18 protein-coding genes and 2 pseudogenes are annotated in these 16,650 nt (G+C 70.6%); 8 read left to right on the top strand and 12 right to left on the bottom strand.

The window, feature by feature from the left end:
• A pseudogene (locus M4J07_RS27570) lies at positions 1-294 on the bottom strand (GNAT family N-acetyltransferase); the annotation flags it as partial.
• A gap of 105 nt (positions 295-399) precedes the next feature.
• Complete coding sequence (locus tag M4J07_RS27575) at positions 400-1,020, bottom strand: sugar O-acetyltransferase (protein WP_255975858.1); 621 nt, start codon at positions 1,018-1,020, stop codon at positions 400-402.
• Between the two features lie 246 nt (positions 1,021-1,266).
• On the opposite strand from M4J07_RS27575, the gene M4J07_RS27580 reads away from it, so the two are divergent.
• A complete protein-coding gene (locus M4J07_RS27580) occupies positions 1,267-1,728 on the top strand; it encodes a pyridoxamine 5'-phosphate oxidase family protein (RefSeq protein WP_255975860.1) in 462 nt (153 codons plus the stop codon).
• Positions 1,729-1,811: 83 nt separating this feature from the next.
• On the opposite strand, the gene M4J07_RS27585 is transcribed toward M4J07_RS27580, so the two are convergent.
• Together M4J07_RS27585 and M4J07_RS27590 are read right to left on the bottom strand one after the other, a co-directional pair.
• Positions 1,812-2,558: an SAM-dependent methyltransferase gene (locus M4J07_RS27585; protein ID WP_255975862.1), complete on the bottom strand. Its 747-nt coding sequence runs from the start codon at positions 2,556-2,558 to the stop codon at positions 1,812-1,814.
• A 180-nt stretch (positions 2,559-2,738) separates the two neighbouring features.
• Positions 2,739-3,242 (bottom strand): CGNR zinc finger domain-containing protein, encoded by a 504-nt coding sequence (locus M4J07_RS27590; protein ID WP_255975864.1) that lies wholly within the window; start codon positions 3,240-3,242, stop codon positions 2,739-2,741.
• 145 nt (positions 3,243-3,387) lie between these two features.
• Between M4J07_RS27590 and M4J07_RS27595 the strand changes: the two genes are divergently transcribed.
• A complete protein-coding gene (locus tag M4J07_RS27595; RefSeq protein ID WP_255975866.1) occupies positions 3,388-4,263 on the top strand; it encodes an alpha/beta fold hydrolase in 876 nt (291 codons plus the stop codon).
• Positions 4,264-4,377: 114 nt separating this feature from the next.
• On the opposite strand, the gene M4J07_RS27600 is transcribed toward M4J07_RS27595, so the two are convergent.
• Positions 4,378-4,944: a TetR/AcrR family transcriptional regulator gene (locus M4J07_RS27600; protein WP_255975867.1), complete on the bottom strand. Its 567-nt coding sequence runs from the start codon at positions 4,942-4,944 to the stop codon at positions 4,378-4,380.
• Between the two features lie 150 nt (positions 4,945-5,094).
• Between M4J07_RS27600 and M4J07_RS27605 the strand changes: the two genes are divergently transcribed.
• Together M4J07_RS27605 and M4J07_RS27610 are read left to right on the top strand one after the other, a co-directional pair.
• Positions 5,095-5,454 (top strand): nuclear transport factor 2 family protein, encoded by a 360-nt coding sequence (locus tag M4J07_RS27605; RefSeq protein WP_255975869.1) that lies wholly within the window; start codon positions 5,095-5,097, stop codon positions 5,452-5,454.
• 286 nt (positions 5,455-5,740) lie between these two features.
• A complete protein-coding gene (locus M4J07_RS27610) occupies positions 5,741-6,610 on the top strand; it encodes a COG4705 family protein (RefSeq protein ID WP_255975871.1) in 870 nt (289 codons plus the stop codon).
• A gap of 45 nt (positions 6,611-6,655) precedes the next feature.
• Here the strand turns inward: M4J07_RS27610 and M4J07_RS27615 are convergent, their stop codons facing one another.
• Entirely contained in the window at positions 6,656-7,786 is a 1,131-nt protein-coding gene (locus M4J07_RS27615; protein WP_255975873.1) for an FAD-dependent oxidoreductase, read from the bottom strand.
• Between the two features lie 53 nt (positions 7,787-7,839).
• Between M4J07_RS27615 and M4J07_RS27620 the strand changes: the two genes are divergently transcribed.
• On the top strand, positions 7,840-8,535 hold the full coding sequence (locus M4J07_RS27620; RefSeq protein WP_255975875.1) for a TetR/AcrR family transcriptional regulator: 696 nt from the start codon (positions 7,840-7,842) through the stop codon (positions 8,533-8,535).
• An 18-nt stretch (positions 8,536-8,553) separates the two neighbouring features.
• Here M4J07_RS27620 and M4J07_RS47965 read toward each other — a convergent pair whose 3' ends face one another.
• Positions 8,554-10,608: an acyltransferase family protein gene (locus M4J07_RS47965; RefSeq protein ID WP_308284779.1), complete on the bottom strand. Its 2,055-nt coding sequence runs from the start codon at positions 10,606-10,608 to the stop codon at positions 8,554-8,556.
• Positions 10,609-11,088: 480 nt separating this feature from the next.
• On the opposite strand from M4J07_RS47965, the gene M4J07_RS27635 reads away from it, so the two are divergent.
• The gene (locus tag M4J07_RS27635; protein ID WP_255975876.1) at positions 11,089-11,514 is read left to right on the top strand and encodes a hypothetical protein; all 426 of its coding nucleotides are present in this window, start codon (positions 11,089-11,091) and stop codon (positions 11,512-11,514) included.
• Positions 11,515-11,529: 15 nt separating this feature from the next.
• Here M4J07_RS27635 and M4J07_RS27640 read toward each other — a convergent pair whose 3' ends face one another.
• The 4 genes from M4J07_RS27640 to M4J07_RS27655 form a co-directional block, all read right to left on the bottom strand.
• Complete coding sequence (locus tag M4J07_RS27640) at positions 11,530-12,126, bottom strand: gamma carbonic anhydrase family protein (protein WP_255975878.1); 597 nt, start codon at positions 12,124-12,126, stop codon at positions 11,530-11,532.
• Positions 12,127-12,172: 46 nt separating this feature from the next.
• Positions 12,173-12,988, bottom strand: a complete 816-nt coding sequence (locus M4J07_RS27645; RefSeq protein ID WP_255975880.1) for an SAM-dependent methyltransferase — start codon at positions 12,986-12,988, stop codon at positions 12,173-12,175.
• Between the two features lie 82 nt (positions 12,989-13,070).
• On the bottom strand, positions 13,071-13,289 hold the full coding sequence (locus tag M4J07_RS27650) for a DUF397 domain-containing protein (protein ID WP_305128255.1): 219 nt from the start codon (positions 13,287-13,289) through the stop codon (positions 13,071-13,073).
• 29 nt (positions 13,290-13,318) lie between these two features.
• The gene (locus M4J07_RS27655) at positions 13,319-14,185 is read right to left on the bottom strand and encodes a helix-turn-helix domain-containing protein (protein WP_255975884.1); all 867 of its coding nucleotides are present in this window, start codon (positions 14,183-14,185) and stop codon (positions 13,319-13,321) included.
• A gap of 365 nt (positions 14,186-14,550) precedes the next feature.
• On the opposite strand from M4J07_RS27655, the gene M4J07_RS27660 reads away from it, so the two are divergent.
• Positions 14,551-14,931 carry a hypothetical protein gene (locus M4J07_RS27660; protein WP_255975886.1) on the top strand — a complete coding sequence of 127 codons (381 nt, stop codon included), beginning with the start codon at positions 14,551-14,553 and terminating at the stop codon, positions 14,929-14,931.
• Positions 14,932-14,981: 50 nt separating this feature from the next.
• Positions 14,982-15,172 (top strand): annotated as a pseudogene (locus tag M4J07_RS27665) (phosphorothioated DNA-binding restriction endonuclease); the annotation flags it as partial.
• A gap of 95 nt (positions 15,173-15,267) precedes the next feature.
• Here M4J07_RS27665 and M4J07_RS27670 read toward each other — a convergent pair.
• The gene (locus M4J07_RS27670) at positions 15,268-16,467 is read right to left on the bottom strand and encodes a serine hydrolase domain-containing protein (protein ID WP_255975888.1); all 1,200 of its coding nucleotides are present in this window, start codon (positions 16,465-16,467) and stop codon (positions 15,268-15,270) included.
• Between the last annotated feature and the right edge of the window lie 183 nt (positions 16,468-16,650).

Here is a 16,650-nt window from a genome sequence, read left to right on the forward strand (position 1 = left end):
CTCGCGTTCGGAGGCCGGGAGACCGGCCGATGTCAGACGGGAGCCGAGGTCCGCCGGTGTCGAGGCGGGCCCCACCCACCAGGAGAAGTGACGGCCGGTACGCGCCAGCGTCCGAACGGTCCCGGTGATGCGCGCCGTCGCGTCGGCGTCCGTGAACCGGGCCGCGGCCACGATGTTGAACGTGTCGTCGTCCAGGCCGCTGTCCGCGATCAGGAGGCCGTCGGCCTCGGTGACCGTCGCACCCGCCATGCTCCGGTGCAGGTGCCCGGCATGCTCCGCCAGGTTCCGCTCCATCCGGTCCGCCAGCTCGGCCTCATCGGGGAAATGCTCGTTCATGGTGATCGAGCTCATCATGGCGGGGCGACGACCGCATGTGCTTTGGGGCCGCCCGCGCTGCCGTCAGAAGTCCCGTCCCTCGCGCCCGGCGGCCGTGCGCGTGCTGAGGTCCTCGTCCGTGATGGGGCGGACCACCCGGCACGGGGTGCCCATGGCGACCGTCATCGGCGGGATGCTGCGGCTGACGACGCTGCCGGCGCCGATGACCGATCCGTATCCGATGCGCACTCCGGGCAGGACGACCACGTTGCTGCCGATCCACACCTTGTCCTCGATCACGATGGGCTCCGAGAACCGGCCGAAGTCGACGCGGCGGTCGGGATGCACCGGATGCCCCGTCGTCGTCAGCGTCACGCTGGGCGCGATCATGACACCGTCGCCGATCCGGATGTCCACGTCGTCGACGAACGTGAGGTTCACGTTGCCGAAGAAGTCGTCGCCGATGTGCACGTTGCTGCCGAATCCGGCGTGGAACGGCGGCAGCAGCACCGTCCGTTCACCGACGGAGCCGAGGATCGCGACCAACAAACGTCGGCGCTCCGCCTCTTCGCCGGGCGGCGTGTGGTTGTACTCGAAGATCTCGTCGGTGCGGCGCCGAGGATTCTGGAAGGCGGCCTCCGACTCGGTGTAGACCAGCCCCTTGGCGATCCGGGCCAGGACTTCTTCCTCGTGAGCATCCGTCACAGCCGAGCACTCCCCCACTCCGCCCTCGGGCACCGGCCCGGCGCGCGCTCCCGCCGACCGCGCGCATCCAGAGCCTACGTGCATCGGGAAACAATCTCCGCCCCTTGAGACATTGCCGCACCACCCACGGCGCCCCTCCCCCCGCCGCTGACCGCCGGCCGCGCACCGATGACGTGCAGGTCGGTCGTGGGACGTAGGACCGCAGCCCCATGCGCTGTGCGATCTTGCTGGCTAGCGTCCACACCCATGCAGAAACCGAAGACAGTTCATCGCTCCGTCGCCGAACGCAGGCGCGAAACGCTGGACCGCCTCGCCGCGGATCGGGACGTCTGGGTGGCGACAGCGCATCCCGAGCACGGCCCCCACCAGGTCCCCTTGTGGTTCTCGTGGCACGGGCAGGCGGTGTGGGTGTGTACGGGGGCCACGTCCGCGACCGTGCGCAATGCCCGTGCGGAACCGCGGGTACGCCTGTCGTTGCCGGACACCTTCGACGTGGTGCTGCTCCAGGGGACGGCGGAGTGCTTCCCGGACACGGACGTCCCTACGGAGGCGGCGGACGCGTTCGCCGCGAAGTTCGGCTGGGACCCGCGGACGGAGGACGACTCCTTCGTCTACGTGCGCGTGGTGCCCAGCGTGGTCCGCGCCTGGCGGGGAGTGACTGAGCTGCGCGGCAGGCTCATCATGCGGGACGGTGCATGGGTGGAGTAGCCGCCGCCGTCCTCCGACGACGGCTCCCCCGACAACGCGCGGGTCCGGGCATCGTGCTGCCCGGACCCGCGCCTGCCGAACCCTTATCGGGCCATCAGGGCGAAGACTCCCCAGCCGAGGTACTCCCGCTGGTACCGCGTGTAGCGGGCGGGCTCGGTGGACAGCTCGGTCCGTACCTCGGGCGCCAGTTCGTCATCGGGATGGGCGTCGAGCCAGCGGCGGAGGTTGAGCCACTGCGCGGCGCGGTACCGGTCCCAGCTGTCCTGGGAGGCCAGCACCATCTCCACGACGTCGTACCCGAGTTCACCGAACTGCTCGATCAGCTCCGGCAGGACCAGGAAGTCCTCCTTGCTGCCCGCGTGACAGGCCACGGCGGTCTCCTGGTCGGGCACTTCCCGACGCCAGTACGGCTCGCCGATGAGCATCAGTCCACCGGGCCGGAGGCTCCTGCCCAGGAGTGCGGCGGTGCCCGCCACGCCCCCGCCGATCCAGGTGGCGCCGACGCACGCGGCGAGATCGACCGGCTCGTCCGCGACGTGACCGGAGGCGTCGCCGTGGACGAAGGTGACGCGGTCGGCGACACCGAGTTCGGCGGCGCGGGCGCGCGCCTGCTCGGTGGACACCGTGCTGATGTCCACTCCGGTCCCGGTGACACCGTGGTCACGGGCCCAGGTGCACAGCATCTCGCCCGACCCGCTGGCGAGGTCGAGCACGCGCGTCCCGGGGTCCAGGCGCAGGGCCTGGCCCAGGGCGGCGAGTTTCCCCGGAGTGAACGGGTTGTGGATGCGGTGGCTACTTTCGCGAACGGTGAAGATGCGTGGAAGATCCACGAGGGGTGTTCCTTTGCTTCGATGCGGTCAGGGTGTCGGTGGAGGACAGTCGACCGGAGTCGACCGCCGCTGCGCGGACCGTCATCGATGCACCTCGTTCTGGACGTACGGATCTTGAACCCGGCAAACATAGGCCCTCCGGGCTGCCGGAACCACTGCTTTTCCCAGTCCCGGACCGGGTCAGTCGCGGGTGCGCTGGTAGTGGCGGCGGGCCTTCATCCGGTTGCCGCAGACCGCCATGGAGCACCAGCGGGCGCCGTTGCCCTTGCTGCGGTCGATGAGGAAGAGCCGGCAGTCGGGGTTGGCGCAGGACCTCAGCCGTCCGGGCATGGCCTCCTGCAGCTCCGCCCAGGTCAGGACCGCCTCCACCGCGATCCGGCGCTGTGCGGGTGCTTCCAGTTCCCAGGACACGCCCTGGTCCGAGAGGTCGGGCCGTAGCGCGACGTCGGTGAGCAGCTCGGCGAGCGACTGTGCGGGTTCCTCCTGACGGACCACGTCCTGCAGCATGTCCCGGGTCCGTACGAGATGGCGGCGCTCCTCCGCGCTGCCGGACCCGCCGTGCGCGCGCTGCCACGCCTTCGCCTCGCCCGGATCGGCCAGGCGGTCGACGATCTCGCCGTCGACGACCGGCGTGCTGTTGAGGAGTTCCAGCAGTTGGTCCTGGCGCTCCCGTCCGGCTGCCACCTTCACTCGCCCTAACCCCATTCGTGTGCGTGAGCGGTTACACGTGCACGGTACCCCAACGATCCATCTAACCTCCAAAAGCATGTTGACAGGTTAGCCCGACAGGGTTCTACTGTAACCATCAACGGCAACCAAAGGGGTTAGCATGACTACCGTTCACCACCGGTACGCGACCGTCAGGGGCCAGCGGATCTTCTACCGGGAAGCAGGGCCCCAGGACGCTCCGCACGTGGTCCTCCTGCACGGCTTCCCGACGAGCTCGTTCATGTTCCGCGACCTCATCCCGCGACTGGCCGAGCGCTATCACGTCATCGCCCCCGACCACCTCGGGTTCGGCTTCTCCGACGCACCGGCCGTCGACGACTTCTCGTACACCTTCGACGCCCTGGCCGAACTGACCGGCGACCTCCTCGACCAGCTCGGCGTCAGCCGGTACGCGATCTACGTGCAGGACTACGGCGCACCGATCGGCTGGCGGCTGGCCGTGAACCGCCCCGGTACGGTCACGGCGGTCATCACGCAGAACGGCAACGGGTACGACGACGGGTTCGTCGAGCCGTTCTGGCAGAGCGTGTGGGACTACCAGCGCGAGCAGACCCCGGACACCGAGGCCGGTGTCCGCGGCGCCCTCACCCTGGAGGGCATCAAGTGGCAGTACGTGACCGGCGTCGCGGACGAGACCGTCGTCAGTCCCGACACCTGGGAGCACGACCATGCGCTCGTCTCCCGTCCCGGCAACGACGAGGTACAGCTCGCCCTGTTCCGCGACTACGCCAACAATGCGCCCAAGTACCCGGCGCTGCACGCCTACTTCCGCGAGCACCGTCCGCCGCTGCTCGCCGTGTGGGGCAAGAACGACCCCATCTTCGGCCCGGACGGAGCCCGCGCCTTCGCCCGCGACCTGCCCGACGCGGAGGTCCACCTCCTCGACGCGGGCCACTTCCTGCTGGAGAGCGACCTGGACGACGCGGCACATCTGATCCTGGACTTCCTCGACCGCACGGTCGCGAAGCAGGACTGACGACGGCGCCCTGGAGATCGAGGCGGCGGTGGCGGGCGGACTCGCCGCACAACCGGGACGGCCCGCCCCCGGAGCGCGACGCGGTCTCCGCCGCACCGGCGGAGACCGCCTCCGTCAACTCGACTGCTCGGTAAGGGCTTTGACAGCAGGTCGGAGCAGGGCGGCGATGCGATCCGCGGGAACGTCACGGAGAGCGGCCAGGCCGAGGAACTGGTGGCCGATGGTGACGCCCAGCAAGGTGGTGACGACCAGCGCTGCCCGTAGTTCGGGATCCTCGTCCGCGGGCAGCGCCGCACCGACGCTCTCGATCTGCCGGCCGAGGGCGGCGCGGACGTGCTCGGCTGCCGTCTCGTCGGTGAGCATGGACCGGATCATGGCCACCGTGCCCTCGGGAAGGCCGCCCAGCTTGAGGCCCAACGAGGCCAGCAGTTGATCGACGAGGCCGTCGGAGTCAGCGGCCCCCGTCGGCGCCGGGAACGCCTGCACGGCTTGGGTGAACAGCTCGCGCTTCGAGCCGAAGTACTGCATGACCAGCGCCGGATCGACACCCGCCGCAGCCGCCACGGCACGGATGGTGGTGCGCTCGAACCCCTTCTCCGCGAAAAGGTCCCGGGCGCTGTCGAGGATGCGCGCCTCGGTGGCCAGACGACGGTCGGCGCGGGACTGGCGAGGACTGGTCACTCGTTCACTCTACAGCCGTTGACCGAACCACCGGCTGCTTCTACGCTCGTTGGGTCAACAAGCGTTGAGTGAATTGGAGACGCCGTGTCACCTCACCACGACTCAACAGTCCGAACCCCTCGCGAAGCACTGGCCCTCTACTACCAGGCCATGCTCGACAAGTCCCCGGACGACCTCGCCGACCTCTACGCCATGGACGCGGTCCACGAATTCCCGTTCTCCTCCCCCGGGTTCCCCGAGCGCTACGAGGGACGCGAAGCCGTACGCACGGGGTACCGGGCCGCCTGGGGCGCAAGTCCCGTACAGGTGAAGGAAGTCAGGAGGGTCGCGGCCTACGGGACCACGGATCCGGAGGTGATCGTCGCCGAGCACGTCGTGGTGGCAGCCATGCCTCCCCAGGACACCACCTTCACCATCCCGGGCCTGCTGATTCTCCACGTCCGCGACGGACTGATCACTCGGGTCCGCGACTACATGGACGGACTTGGAGTCACCAACGCGAGGGGGTGAGGGCCGGGGCGGCCGCGCACCGGGATCGAGAGCCGGTCAGCGATGCAAGGTTCCCTGCGGGCCGCGCCCGCTCCCACGACGGGTGTCCCGGATCAGCACCTGACCGGGGCCCGGCGGCTTCGAGCACGCCCGTTCCGCTGCCGTGCGGTTGCGGTGGACGAAACTCCTGGGGAGCGGCCGAACTCCAGGACCTCGATGTCGGCCGCGCCGTACGAATGGTCCACCACGGTCACATGCCATCCGCAGTCAGGATGTTTTCAGGTTGCCGGTGCCACTCTCGGGCGCCATGACATACGAGACGTCCGAGACCGCAGAGGTCTCACCGGAACCTTCGACACCTTCGGCACCTTCGACCGCTGCCGTCACGGGCGGCGGCGGTCACCAACGGGTGCGCTGGAACAAGGTGCCTGAAGTCACCGCGTACTTCTGGGTGATCAAAGTCCTGTGCACGACCGTCGGGGAGACCGCTGCCGATCTGCTGAACGAGAACCTCGGCATGGGGCTGACCGGGGTGTCGGCCCTGATGAGCGTGCTGCTGGCGGCCGTGCTCGTCGTGCAGTTCCGCACGAGCGCCTACCGGCCCGGCGTGTACTGGCTGTCGGTGGCGCTGATCAGCGTCGTCGGCACGCTCGTCAGCGACAACCTCACCGACAACATCGGCGTGCCGCTGCCCGTGAGCACGGCCGTCTTCGCCCTCGCTCTCGCCTGCGTCTTCGCCGTCTGGTACCGGCGCGAGCGCACCTTGTCGATCCACAGCATCGACACCGTGAGCCGTGAGGCCTACTACTGGCTCGCCGTTCTGTTCACGTTCGCGCTCGGCACCGCCGCGGGCGACCTGCTCGCGGAACGGATGGACCTGGGCTACTGGCCGTCCGCGCTCCTGTTCGCCCTGGCCATCGCCGTCGTCGCCCTGGCCCGCCGCACGCTCGCCCTCGACGCGGTGTGGGGCTTCTGGATCGCCTACGTACTGACCCGTCCGCTGGGTGCCTCCCTGGGCGACTACCTCTCCCAGGCGCACGGTGACGGCGGTCTGGGCCTCGGCACCGTCGTCACCAGCGTGCTGTTCCTCGCGGTCATCCTGGGCCTGGTGGTGTTCTTGACGCTCACTCACAAGGACGTCACGGAGGAGAGGCGGCAGGAAACGCACGCTCGGTAGGCGGCGCGAGGCCGTAGCCCGTACCGGCCCCGGCGCGCCCGGCCGTCACGATGGCTGCACCTCGTCGAACAGGGCGATGGCCTCGGTGGGGTCCGGGCTCACGAGGCGTTCCAGACCGGCCGTCGTGAGCCTCGACCACGTGTCGGCCCGGGCCCACATCCGCTCCTCGAAGGCGCGGACCGCCACGTCCAGGTCCGCGGGGCCGGTGGTGGCGATGGCCTCGGCGAGTTCGGCGCCTTCCAGCATCGCGAGGTTCGCGCCCGCTCCCAACGGCGGCATCAGATGGGCCGCGTCGCCCAGGAGCGTCACCCCGGGGACATGCGTCCACGTGTGCGAGACGGGCAGGACGTGGAGGGGGCGGTGGACGAAGGCGGTGCCGCGGCGGATGAGGTCGAGGACCGGGTCGGCCCAGCCGTCGTACAGGGCCAGCAGGCTCGCGCGCACCGCCTCGGGGTCGGCCGGATCCAGGTCCGCGTACCGGTCGAGGGGCGCGCGGAACTGGGCGTACACCTTGACGTGACCGCCACTGTTGCGCTGGGCGACGAGCCCCCGGTTCACGCCGTAGACGGCCAGGGAGCCGTCCCCGACCAGCCGGGCGAGGTCGGGGTGGCGGGTGTCGACGTCGTCCAGGGACGTCTCGACATAGGTGACGCCGGTGTAGTGCGGCGTCACCGGCGAGACGGCCCGGCGGGTCCGTGACCAGGCGCCGTCCGCGCCGACGACGAGGTCGTACGTCTCCTGCCCGCCGTCCGCGAACCGGACCAGCACACCGTCCCCGGCCGCCCCCGGCACCACCTGCGTCACGCCCCGCCCCCACTGGACGTCGAGCGGACCGAGCAGCAGGTCGCGGAGCTGCCCGCGGTCGATCTCCGGGTTGGCCCGCTCGTCCGGCCGGGCCGGCCAGTCGCGCAGCACGGTGCCGTCCGGGTCCAGGATGCGCATGGCCTGCCCCTCGGGGCGGGACAGCGCCTCGAACTCCGCCAGCAGACCCGCCTTGTCGAGCGCGAGCTGGCCCAGCTCTCTGCGCAGGTCCAGCGTGCCGCCCGGTGGACGGGCGTCGCGGGCGGGATCGCGTTCGAGGACGGTGACGTCGATGGAGCGATCAAGGTGGTGAAGGACGCGGGCGAAGGTGAGGCCGGCCGGACCGCTCCCGACCACTGCGATGCGATGTCTCATGTCGATACACTGTATCGAGTCAGGGCGATGTATCGCAACGGTACGGTGTGACCATGACTGTTTGGGATCGGCCGGAACCGCCGACGCGCCCCGCACCGCTCGACCGCGAGCGGATCGTCGCCGCCGCCGTCGCACTGGCCGACGAGGGCGGTCTGACGGCCGTGTCGCTGCGCAAGGTCGCCGCCCGGCTGAACGCCGGGCCGATGCGGCTGTACGGATTCATCTCGACCAAGGAGGAGCTGTTCGACCTCATGGTGGACGAGGTCCAGGGCGAGATGCTCCCGGAGGAGCCGCCCGCCGACTGGCGGGAGGCGCTGAGCTCTCTCGCCCACCGGACCCGGCAGGCCGCCCTCCGGCACGAATGGCTGGCCGACCTGCTCGGCGGACGACCGGCCCTGGGTCCGAACGGTCTGGCCGTCGCCGAGACCACCTTGTCGTCACTCGACGGCGTCACCGACATCGACTCCGCCATGCGCGCCGTGGAGACCGTCAGCGCCTACTCCACCGGTGCGATCCGGCGCGAGATCGCGCACCTGCGGGCCGAGCGCGCCACAGGTCTGTCCCAGCACGACTGGCAGCGCGCCTCCGGCCCGCATCTGACGCGCATGCTGGCCACGGGCCGTTTCCCGGCGCTGGCCAAGCTCGTGCACGACGGTTCGGACGTGGACGCCGAGACGTCCTTCGCGACCGGTCTCGACTGGGTCCTCGACGCCGTGGCCGCCAAACTCCCGCCGCCACCACCGGCCTGACGTCCCCTCCGCGCACGCTCACTCGACTCTGCCTCCCAACACCCCGAACCGCCGTGAGAGTTCGGCCCCGAGGACCGGGGCGATGGCTCGCGCGTACGCCTCCGCCATGTGGCCGTCGTCGCGGTAGACGAGCGTGTCGGCGACCACGACCGGGCAGACCGTGGGCGTGCACAGCCAGCGGGCCGGGTCGACGACCGTGGCGCCGGTCCTCGCGGCGGCGGAACGGGCCGCGCGCGACCTGGCCGGGTCCTTCGCCGCCCGGCCGGGGCTCGTCGTACACCTCGTCAGGTCCAGCGGGTGCGTCCCGGCGCAGTCCACCGCGTCCGACTCCGGCCAGGGCGTGTCCAGGAGCGCGGCCACCTCGGCCCCGCCGGCACGGATGGCCCGGTAGGTCCGCTCGAACCCCGCCGACCACTGCCGTTCGGCTCCCCCGGCCTCCGGGTGTGCGATGTCTCCGGCGTCGGACGACGAGGCGATCACGAGGTCGGGCCGCAGCGCGGCGATCCTGGCCAGGGCCTTCGAGCGCCAGACGTCGCAAGAGGTGTACGGCCGGCCGTCGGTGACGATGGTGACGTCGGCGACCTTGCAGGATGCCTTGGTCAGGGAGACGAGCCGCCAGTGCCGCTCGCGGGCGAGCCGTTCGAGGCCGGGGAACCACTGGGCGGCGTGCGAGTCGCCGAAGAGTACGACCGTGGTGGCCGCGCCCGGATCGCCGTAGACGCACGACGGCACGGCGACCGAGCCGAGGTTCACGTGGCAGCCGTCGCGGTAGACGGCGGATCTGTTCGCCTTGACGTCGGTGAGGCGCGGCGAGAGGTTGCCGGGAACGGTGTCGTTCGGTTCGGCGAGCAGCTGGTTCAGACGGGCCTGCGGGTCCGGCGCCCGGTCGAGGGTCGCGGCGAGTGCGGGGGCCGGGCGGCCGGAGTCGATCGCGGGGGGGAAGAGCATCGCGACGAGGGCGAGGCCGACCGCGCCGACCGTCAGCCCGGCGCCGAGTCCGAGTGCCCGGCGCGGCCGGTCGTGGAAGGCCGTACCGAACCGCAGCGGGTTCTCCACGAACCGCAGGGTCAGCCAGGCCGGCAGCAGGGCGAACGCGGACACCGAGAGTGCGGTCCACGCGCCGGCCGACGGCCGGTCCAGGGCGACGGGTGCGATCACGAACAGCGGCCAGTGCCACAGGTACCAGCCGTACGAGAGGCCGCCCACGAAGGTCAATGGCCGCTGCCGCAGCAGGAGTTCACCACCGAAGCGGGTCGGGACGCAGCCGCCGGCGAGCACCATCGCCGCACCCGCGACCGGGACGAGCGCCGCGTACCCGGGGAAGGGTGTCGCATCGCCGAACACCAGCGCCGCCCCGACGACCGCCGCGAGTCCCGCCCAGGACAGCGCCCCGGCGAGCAGCGGAGGCATCCGGCGCAGCCGGTGCGCCGACAGGGCGAGCAACGCCCCCACTCCCAGTTCCCACGCCCGGGTCTGCGAGCCGAAGTAGGCCCAGGAGGGCGACGGTCCCGTCGTGCGGACGCTCAGGGCGAACGAGACCACGACGAGGACCACGGCGATCAGGAACGGCACGCCCCGCGCGGTGATCGCGAGCGCGGCCTTCCCCGGTCCTCGCCTTCGGAGCCACCCGGCGAGCAGACAGCCGCAGGCCAGCACCAGCGGCCACACCACATAGAACTGTTCCTCGACGGCCAGCGACCAGAAGTGCTGGAACGGTGACGGCGGGGCGGTGGCCTGCAGATAGTCGGTGCCGGTCACGGCGAGGCGGATGTTGACTGCGTACAGGCTGCTCGCGATCGCGTCGCCCACGTACGCGTCGAAGCGCGCCTTGGAGAGGAAGAGATACGCCCCGGCGAGCGTGACCACGCCGACGAGGGTCGAGGCCGGGAGCAGGCGCAGGGCGCGCCGGCCGTAGAAGCGGGCCACCCGGATACGGCCCGTGCGCGCCAGTTCGCGGCGGAGCAGCGACGTGATGAGGAATCCGGAGATGACGAAGAAGACATCGACGCCTATGTAGCCACCCCGGAAGTGCCGTATCCCGGCGTGGGCGAGCACCACGAGGGTGACCGCCACCGCGCGCAGCCCCTGGATGTCCGCCCGTCGGCCCGGCGCCGGTGAACGCTCCGCCGCTCTCGGCCTCGGCAGGTGTCGTCCAGGCCGTCGCAGGGGTGGTGCTTGGGTCACGGCGGTTCATCTTCCTTACGAGTCACGGACCACGGGTCACGGATCACGGGGCGGATCGCGCACGGCGCTTTGCGCGGGTGCACTCGTGGGACGGGTGTGGAGGCCCCAGAGTTGCGGTCCGCCGAGGGAGTTCCGCCGGTTCCCGATCCCGCGTGACCTGCGGCTCACCTGCCGTTGGGCCCGGGTTCACGCACCGCCTCGGAATACTCGCCGACCGCGGGATCCTTCACGGTCACAGTGCCGCCGTGTTCCCGGCGGCGGCCGCCGCCGACGCCTCCGCGGCGCCCGCCCGCATGTCACTCCCGACATCCAGCACATATCGTCATATATTGCGTGAATTCTATTGCCATCCGACGTACGGGAGACTCAATGAATTCCGCTCTGACGCGCACCGCCGGCCTCGGCCTCGGCCTGCTGCTGTGCACCGCCCCGCTGGCCGCCACGGCAACCGCCGCCACCCCAACCACCCTCCCCCACAGCGCAGTTGGCAGTGCACAGCAGGCCGCGGCGAAGACGGCTCCCCGTCCGGCCCTGTCCGCGAAGGCCACGGTGAAGTCGGTCAAGGCCTGGCAGGAGTTCCGCGTCTACGGCTCGTCCACCCGCATGGCGGCCGGCACCCGCGTCACGCTGCAGCAGTTGCAGCGCAAGGGCTGGGTCAGCCTGCCGATCCACATGAACACCACCCGCAGCCACGCCTACAACCTGCGCGTCAAGCTCGGCATCAAGGGCCTCAACAAGATCCGCATCGTCGGTGGCGGCGCCGTCTCCAACACCGTCCAGGTCACCATCCGCTGACCCGGTCGGGACAGGTCACTCGGGCAGGGGCCGATCGTCCCGGTGAGCGCCGTAGAAGTCGGCCTGGCGTGCCATGACGGCGCGCATGGACGTGCCCCGCGGCACGCCGTGGACGGTGCCCGGGAAGTCCAGGCCCTCCTGCACCGCCCACAACTCGGCGTGCTGGTCCGGGGAGAACAGCTGTGCCGGGTCACCGGCCGCGATCCAGCCGATGGGCACCACCGTGTCCGGGCGCAGTGTGGAGTTCACGTGGAGCACGCTGTTGATCCGCAATTCCGAGCGGGCCCCCGCGACCGCCCCGGGGAACATCGACACCCCGGTGGCCACGAAGACCTCGTCCTCGACGCGCGCCCCGTTGACGTGGGCGTGCGGCCCGATCAGTACCGCGTCCCCGAGCACGGCCGGATGATTCGCCCTGCCCCGCACCAGGGCGTTCTCCATCACCACCACGTCCCGGCCGGTCCGCACCTCGCCGTCCTCCGCCGTGAGGACGGCACCGTGCAGTACCCGCGCACGCTCGCCCAGCACCACCGCGCCGCACAGCACGGCCGACGGAGCCACATAGGCGGACGCAGGGACCACTGGCCGCTTCCCGCGGTGCTCGATCAACATGCCGACGAGCCTAGACCAGGCAGCCCCGGAGAGCAGGGGCTGAACGTCAGCGCTTGATCCCGACGCCCGCCAACAGACTGATCTGGGCGTCCGTGGGCTCCGATCCGTCGGAGGAACCCGCCGGCCGCCAGCGGTGGCAGCAGACGATGCCGGGATCGATCAGGTCGAGCCCGTCGAAGAAGCGGCTCACGTCGTCGTGCGAGCGGAACTGCACCGGAGAACCGGACTTGGTGTACACCTCCGCGACCTTGTTCCACGTGACGGGGTCGAAGTCCGGGGTGCAGTGGTTCATGGCGAGGGCGCTGCCCACCGGAAGCGGGTCGAGCAGCCGCTTGATGATGGCGTACGGGTCGTGCGGGTCGGTGATGAAGTGCATGAGGGCGTTGAGGGAGAGGGCCACGGGCTGGTCGAAGTCCAGGACCTCCGCGTCCTCCACAGCGGCCATCAGGGAATCCGGGTCCGTGACGTCGGCCTCGACGTAGGCCGTGCGGCCCTGCGTGGTACTGCGCATGAGGCGCTCGGCGTACTTGAGGACGAGCGGGTCGTTGTCCGCGTACACGACGCGGGCGTCGACGGCGACGGACTGCGCGACCTGGTGCAGGTTCGGCTCCGTCGGGATCCCGGTGCCGATGTCGAGCCACTGGCGGATGCCGTGCTCCTGGGCCAGGACGCGGGTGGCCCGGTGCATGAACGCCCGGTTCTCACGGGCGGTCACGTAGATGCCGGGGTGGGCCTGGGCGGCGACCAGCGCGGCTTCCTTGTCGATCTCGAAGTGGTCCTTGCCGCCGAGGAAGTAGTCGTACATCCGGGCCGAGTGCGCCTTGCTCGTGTCGAGATCCCGGCCGGCCTGCCTGCTGGTCAATGTTCTCCCTTTCCTGCGTGTGTCGGTCGGCCCGCGGGCCGGGTACGGGACCGGGTCCTCGTCCCTTGTGTCCGCCGCCGGTTCAACCGGCGGCCAAGTGATCGGCCAGGCCTTCTTTGACGCCGCGAACGAACGCGGCGATCTCCTCCGGTGCGTAGATCAGCGCCGGTCCCGCCGGGTCGGTCGACTGCCGCACGGCCACACGGCCGTCGGCGAGTCTCTTCGTCTCGACGCACTGCCCGCCGTTCGGCCCGCTCCACGGGCGCTCCCAGCCGTGCTCCCCGAGATCACGGGCCGGCATCCCGTTGTAGACGCCCTCGTCGGTGATCGTCACGAGTACTCCTTGCGCATGCGGTTCAAGAGCGCCCTGCTGTCCTCGGACGACGTGAGCAGAGCCATACGGGAATGTGCCTCCAGGTGGGCGACGACGTCCGCACGCTGGTCCAAGTAGACCGAGGCGGACAGGAGTTCGCTGTAGACGATGTCGGGCAGCTCGGGCTCCTCGAACCGGAAGTACGTGAAGGGAGCGCACGCCCCGACGTGCGCGCCCGCCGCGAACGGCACGATGTCCACGCTGATGTGCGGGAGTTCGGACATGTCCAGGAGGCACTCGATCTGCTCCCGCATCACGTCGGGGCTGCCCACCATCCGGTGCAGGACGGCTTCCTCCATGACCACCCAGAGCGTCGGCGCGTCCTCCTTCTCCAGCAGGCTCCGGCGGCGCATGCGCAGCTCCACCCGGCGCGCGACCTCCTCCTCGCTGCCGTTCGGCAGGCCGCCACGCAGGACGGCGTGCGCGTACTCGGGAGTCTGCAGGAGTCCGGTGACGTACTGGGGTTCATATGTACGCAGGGTCTTGGCGCCGGTCTCCAGGCTGACGTAGGCCGTGAACCAGCTGGGCACGACGTCCCGGTAGGAGTGCCACCAGCCCGGCTCGTTGGCCTGCTCGGCCAGGTCGACGAACTCGTCGATCTCCTGACGGTCCGCGCCGTAGGTCTCCAGGAGCTTCTCGACGTAGAGAGGCTTCAGGGCGACCTCGGCCTTCTCCAGCCGGCGGATCGTCAGGGTCTTCACGCGCAGAGCTTTCGCCGCGTCCTCCAGCGAGGCGCCGACGCCCAGTCGCATGTCCTGCAGCCTGCGGCCGAGGATCATGCGCAGGACCGTCGGCGCACTGGTGCCGGAACGGGCTTCACTCACGCCCAACCTCCTGAGGGTTCATCAACAACACCATTCTGGCAGTGACTTGATGTGGACGCCATGGTGATACCCGCTCTGCTGAAATTATCAGGGAGTCGGTTGCAGCGTGCGTGCGATCACGCGCATAGTTGCAACATGAGCGGTCACGTCACAGCTCTGACGCAGCATCCGGCCCGGGTGGGACGCACGATGCCGACGCGGTCGTCGGCACGGTCGCCGGCCCGCGCCGACCATGGCCCCCGCCCCCACGGCGGCGGCCCCCCTCGCCCTGCGGCACACACCGCCGCAGGCACCGCACCGCCCCGACACGTCCCCTTCGCGCGACGGGCACACCCCGCTCCTCGGTCCACTCACAGAAGGCACTCATGACCCCCCACGGTGAACCCGCTTCTCCCGTCGTGCTGTACGTATGCGCCGACCGAGCACCGGGCGCACCCGGTCAAGCCGCGCAGTGCGCGCAGACAGAAGGGCGCGCGTTCGCCCAGGAGCGCGGTCTGACGATCTCCGAGATCGTCACCGACACGTACGGAGAGCCCGACCCGGCCGAGCGCCGGGGGTGGCGGCGGGTGCGACAGCTGGTGCAGACGGGCCACATCACCGCGGTACTCGTCCGCTGGCCCAGCGCGATCGCCCCGGAGTCCGCCCACGAACTCCGCCACCGGGAGACCGCCTGGCTCCACGACCACGGGGTGCGGGTCCGGTACACGTGGGCGCCGTTGTCGTCCAGGGGCGGCGAGGCCCGGTGATCCCGTCGCTATGAAAACCGGCCACGGACTGGCTCGAGCGCACCGCGAAGCTGCGGCAGTGGACCCGGAGCGGGACGCGCGCCGCACAAGCCGTGGCTGCCCCTGTACGCCCTCGGCCGGTTCCAGGAGGATGCCGACGGCGAGCTGTCGTTCAGCGCGCTGAAGGGTGACCTCCAGCGATTGCTGACCGAGTACGGTCCGCCGCACAGGACGACCCCCGCCTGTCCCTTCCACCAGCTTCGTCAGCCACAGCGCGGCAGCCCGCGCGCAGGTCACCGCCCTCGCGGACCGTCCGCTCACCGGTCCCGAGCCGGGCGCCCGCCGCGTCGCTGACTCCTAGTGGCGGTCCTGGCAGAGCGCCGTCTCGATCGCGGCCTTCATGTCGTCGTCCTGCGCGTCCGTACCGCCCGGGTCGACGGTCGCCATCACCGTGGCCTGCCTGCTGCCGTCGGCCGTGACACCGCCGGCCGTCTGGAAGCCGAAGACGTCGCCGCCGTGGCCCCAGTACCGGCCGCCGCAGGGCAGCTTGTTGCTCTCCAGGCCGAGGCCGTACCGCCGGCCCTTGTCGCCGGTGCGCTCGGTCGTCATCATCTGCCGCAGTTCGGCCGGGTACAGCAACTCGCCGCCGACGAGGGCGTCCAGGAAGTGGTTGAGGTCCCCCGCGCTGGAGATCATCTCGCCGGAGGCTCCGGCGACGGACGGGTTGAACTCGGTGAGGTCCAGGAGCGGGGCGTCCTTGCCGGGGCGCACGTATCCGCGCGGGTGCGTGCCCTCGATCACCGGGTCGTCGCCGGGCACGGACGTCTGGCTCAGGCTCAGCGGCTCGATGATGCGTCGGCGGATCTCGTCGCCGTAGGGATGCCCGGTGACCTTCTCGATGAGCATGCCGACCAGCAGGTAGTCGGTGTTGGAGTAGTCCCAGCCCTTGCCGGGCTCGAACGTGCGGGGCGCGGCCAGTGCGAGGTTCACCAGGTCGCGGGGGTCGTGGTGGGCGAACGGGTCCTTGAGGATCTCCGCCGGGGAGAGCAGGTCAAGGTAGTCGGGCAGGCCGCTGGTGTGCTGGAGCAGCTGCCGGACGGTGATCTTCCCGTCCTTGTTGCCTTCGCCGTCGCGCATGAGGTCGGGCAGGTAGCGCGCCACGGGTGCGTCCAGGACGACGCGCCGTTCCCGCACCAGCTGGAGCACGACCGTGGCCACGAACGGCTTGGTCATGCTGCCGATCCGGAACCTGCTGTCGCGGGCCACCGGGGCCTGGCTCTTCACGTCCGCGACACCACTGGTGAGCACCGTGCTGCCGCCGTGCCGGTCCCCCGTCTCGAGGAGCGCTCCGGGCGCCCCGTCGACCGTCGTCAACCGGTCCATGATCGCCTGCAGTTGGGCATGGTCGCCAGTGGTGGCGGAACGCGCCGAGGCCGACCGGTCCGTGGTCGCCGCGCTCGCGACGCCGCCCGGCAGCGCACCCGCCACGACGCCGACCGCCACGGCCACCGTGAGTGCCCCGCCCATGGTCCGCCTGGTCCCCTTGTACTTGCTCACGTGATGCTCCTTCGCAGCTGCCAGGACCACCGCGGCATGCGGAGACCCGATACGGGGGCCGTGCGCATCCCCGCCCTGTGCCTGCGGTTCAGCATGTCCGAGCGGGAGGGGCGCTGCGATGGGGTGATCAACCGGACCGGCGGTGGGGATATCCCCCGGGACGACCCTCTGGTGCGGCCCGGC

The sequence above is a fragment of the Streptomyces longispororuber genome, assembly GCF_024448165.1.
Classification (GTDB): Bacteria; Actinomycetota; Actinomycetes; order Streptomycetales; family Streptomycetaceae; genus Streptomyces; species Streptomyces longispororuber_A.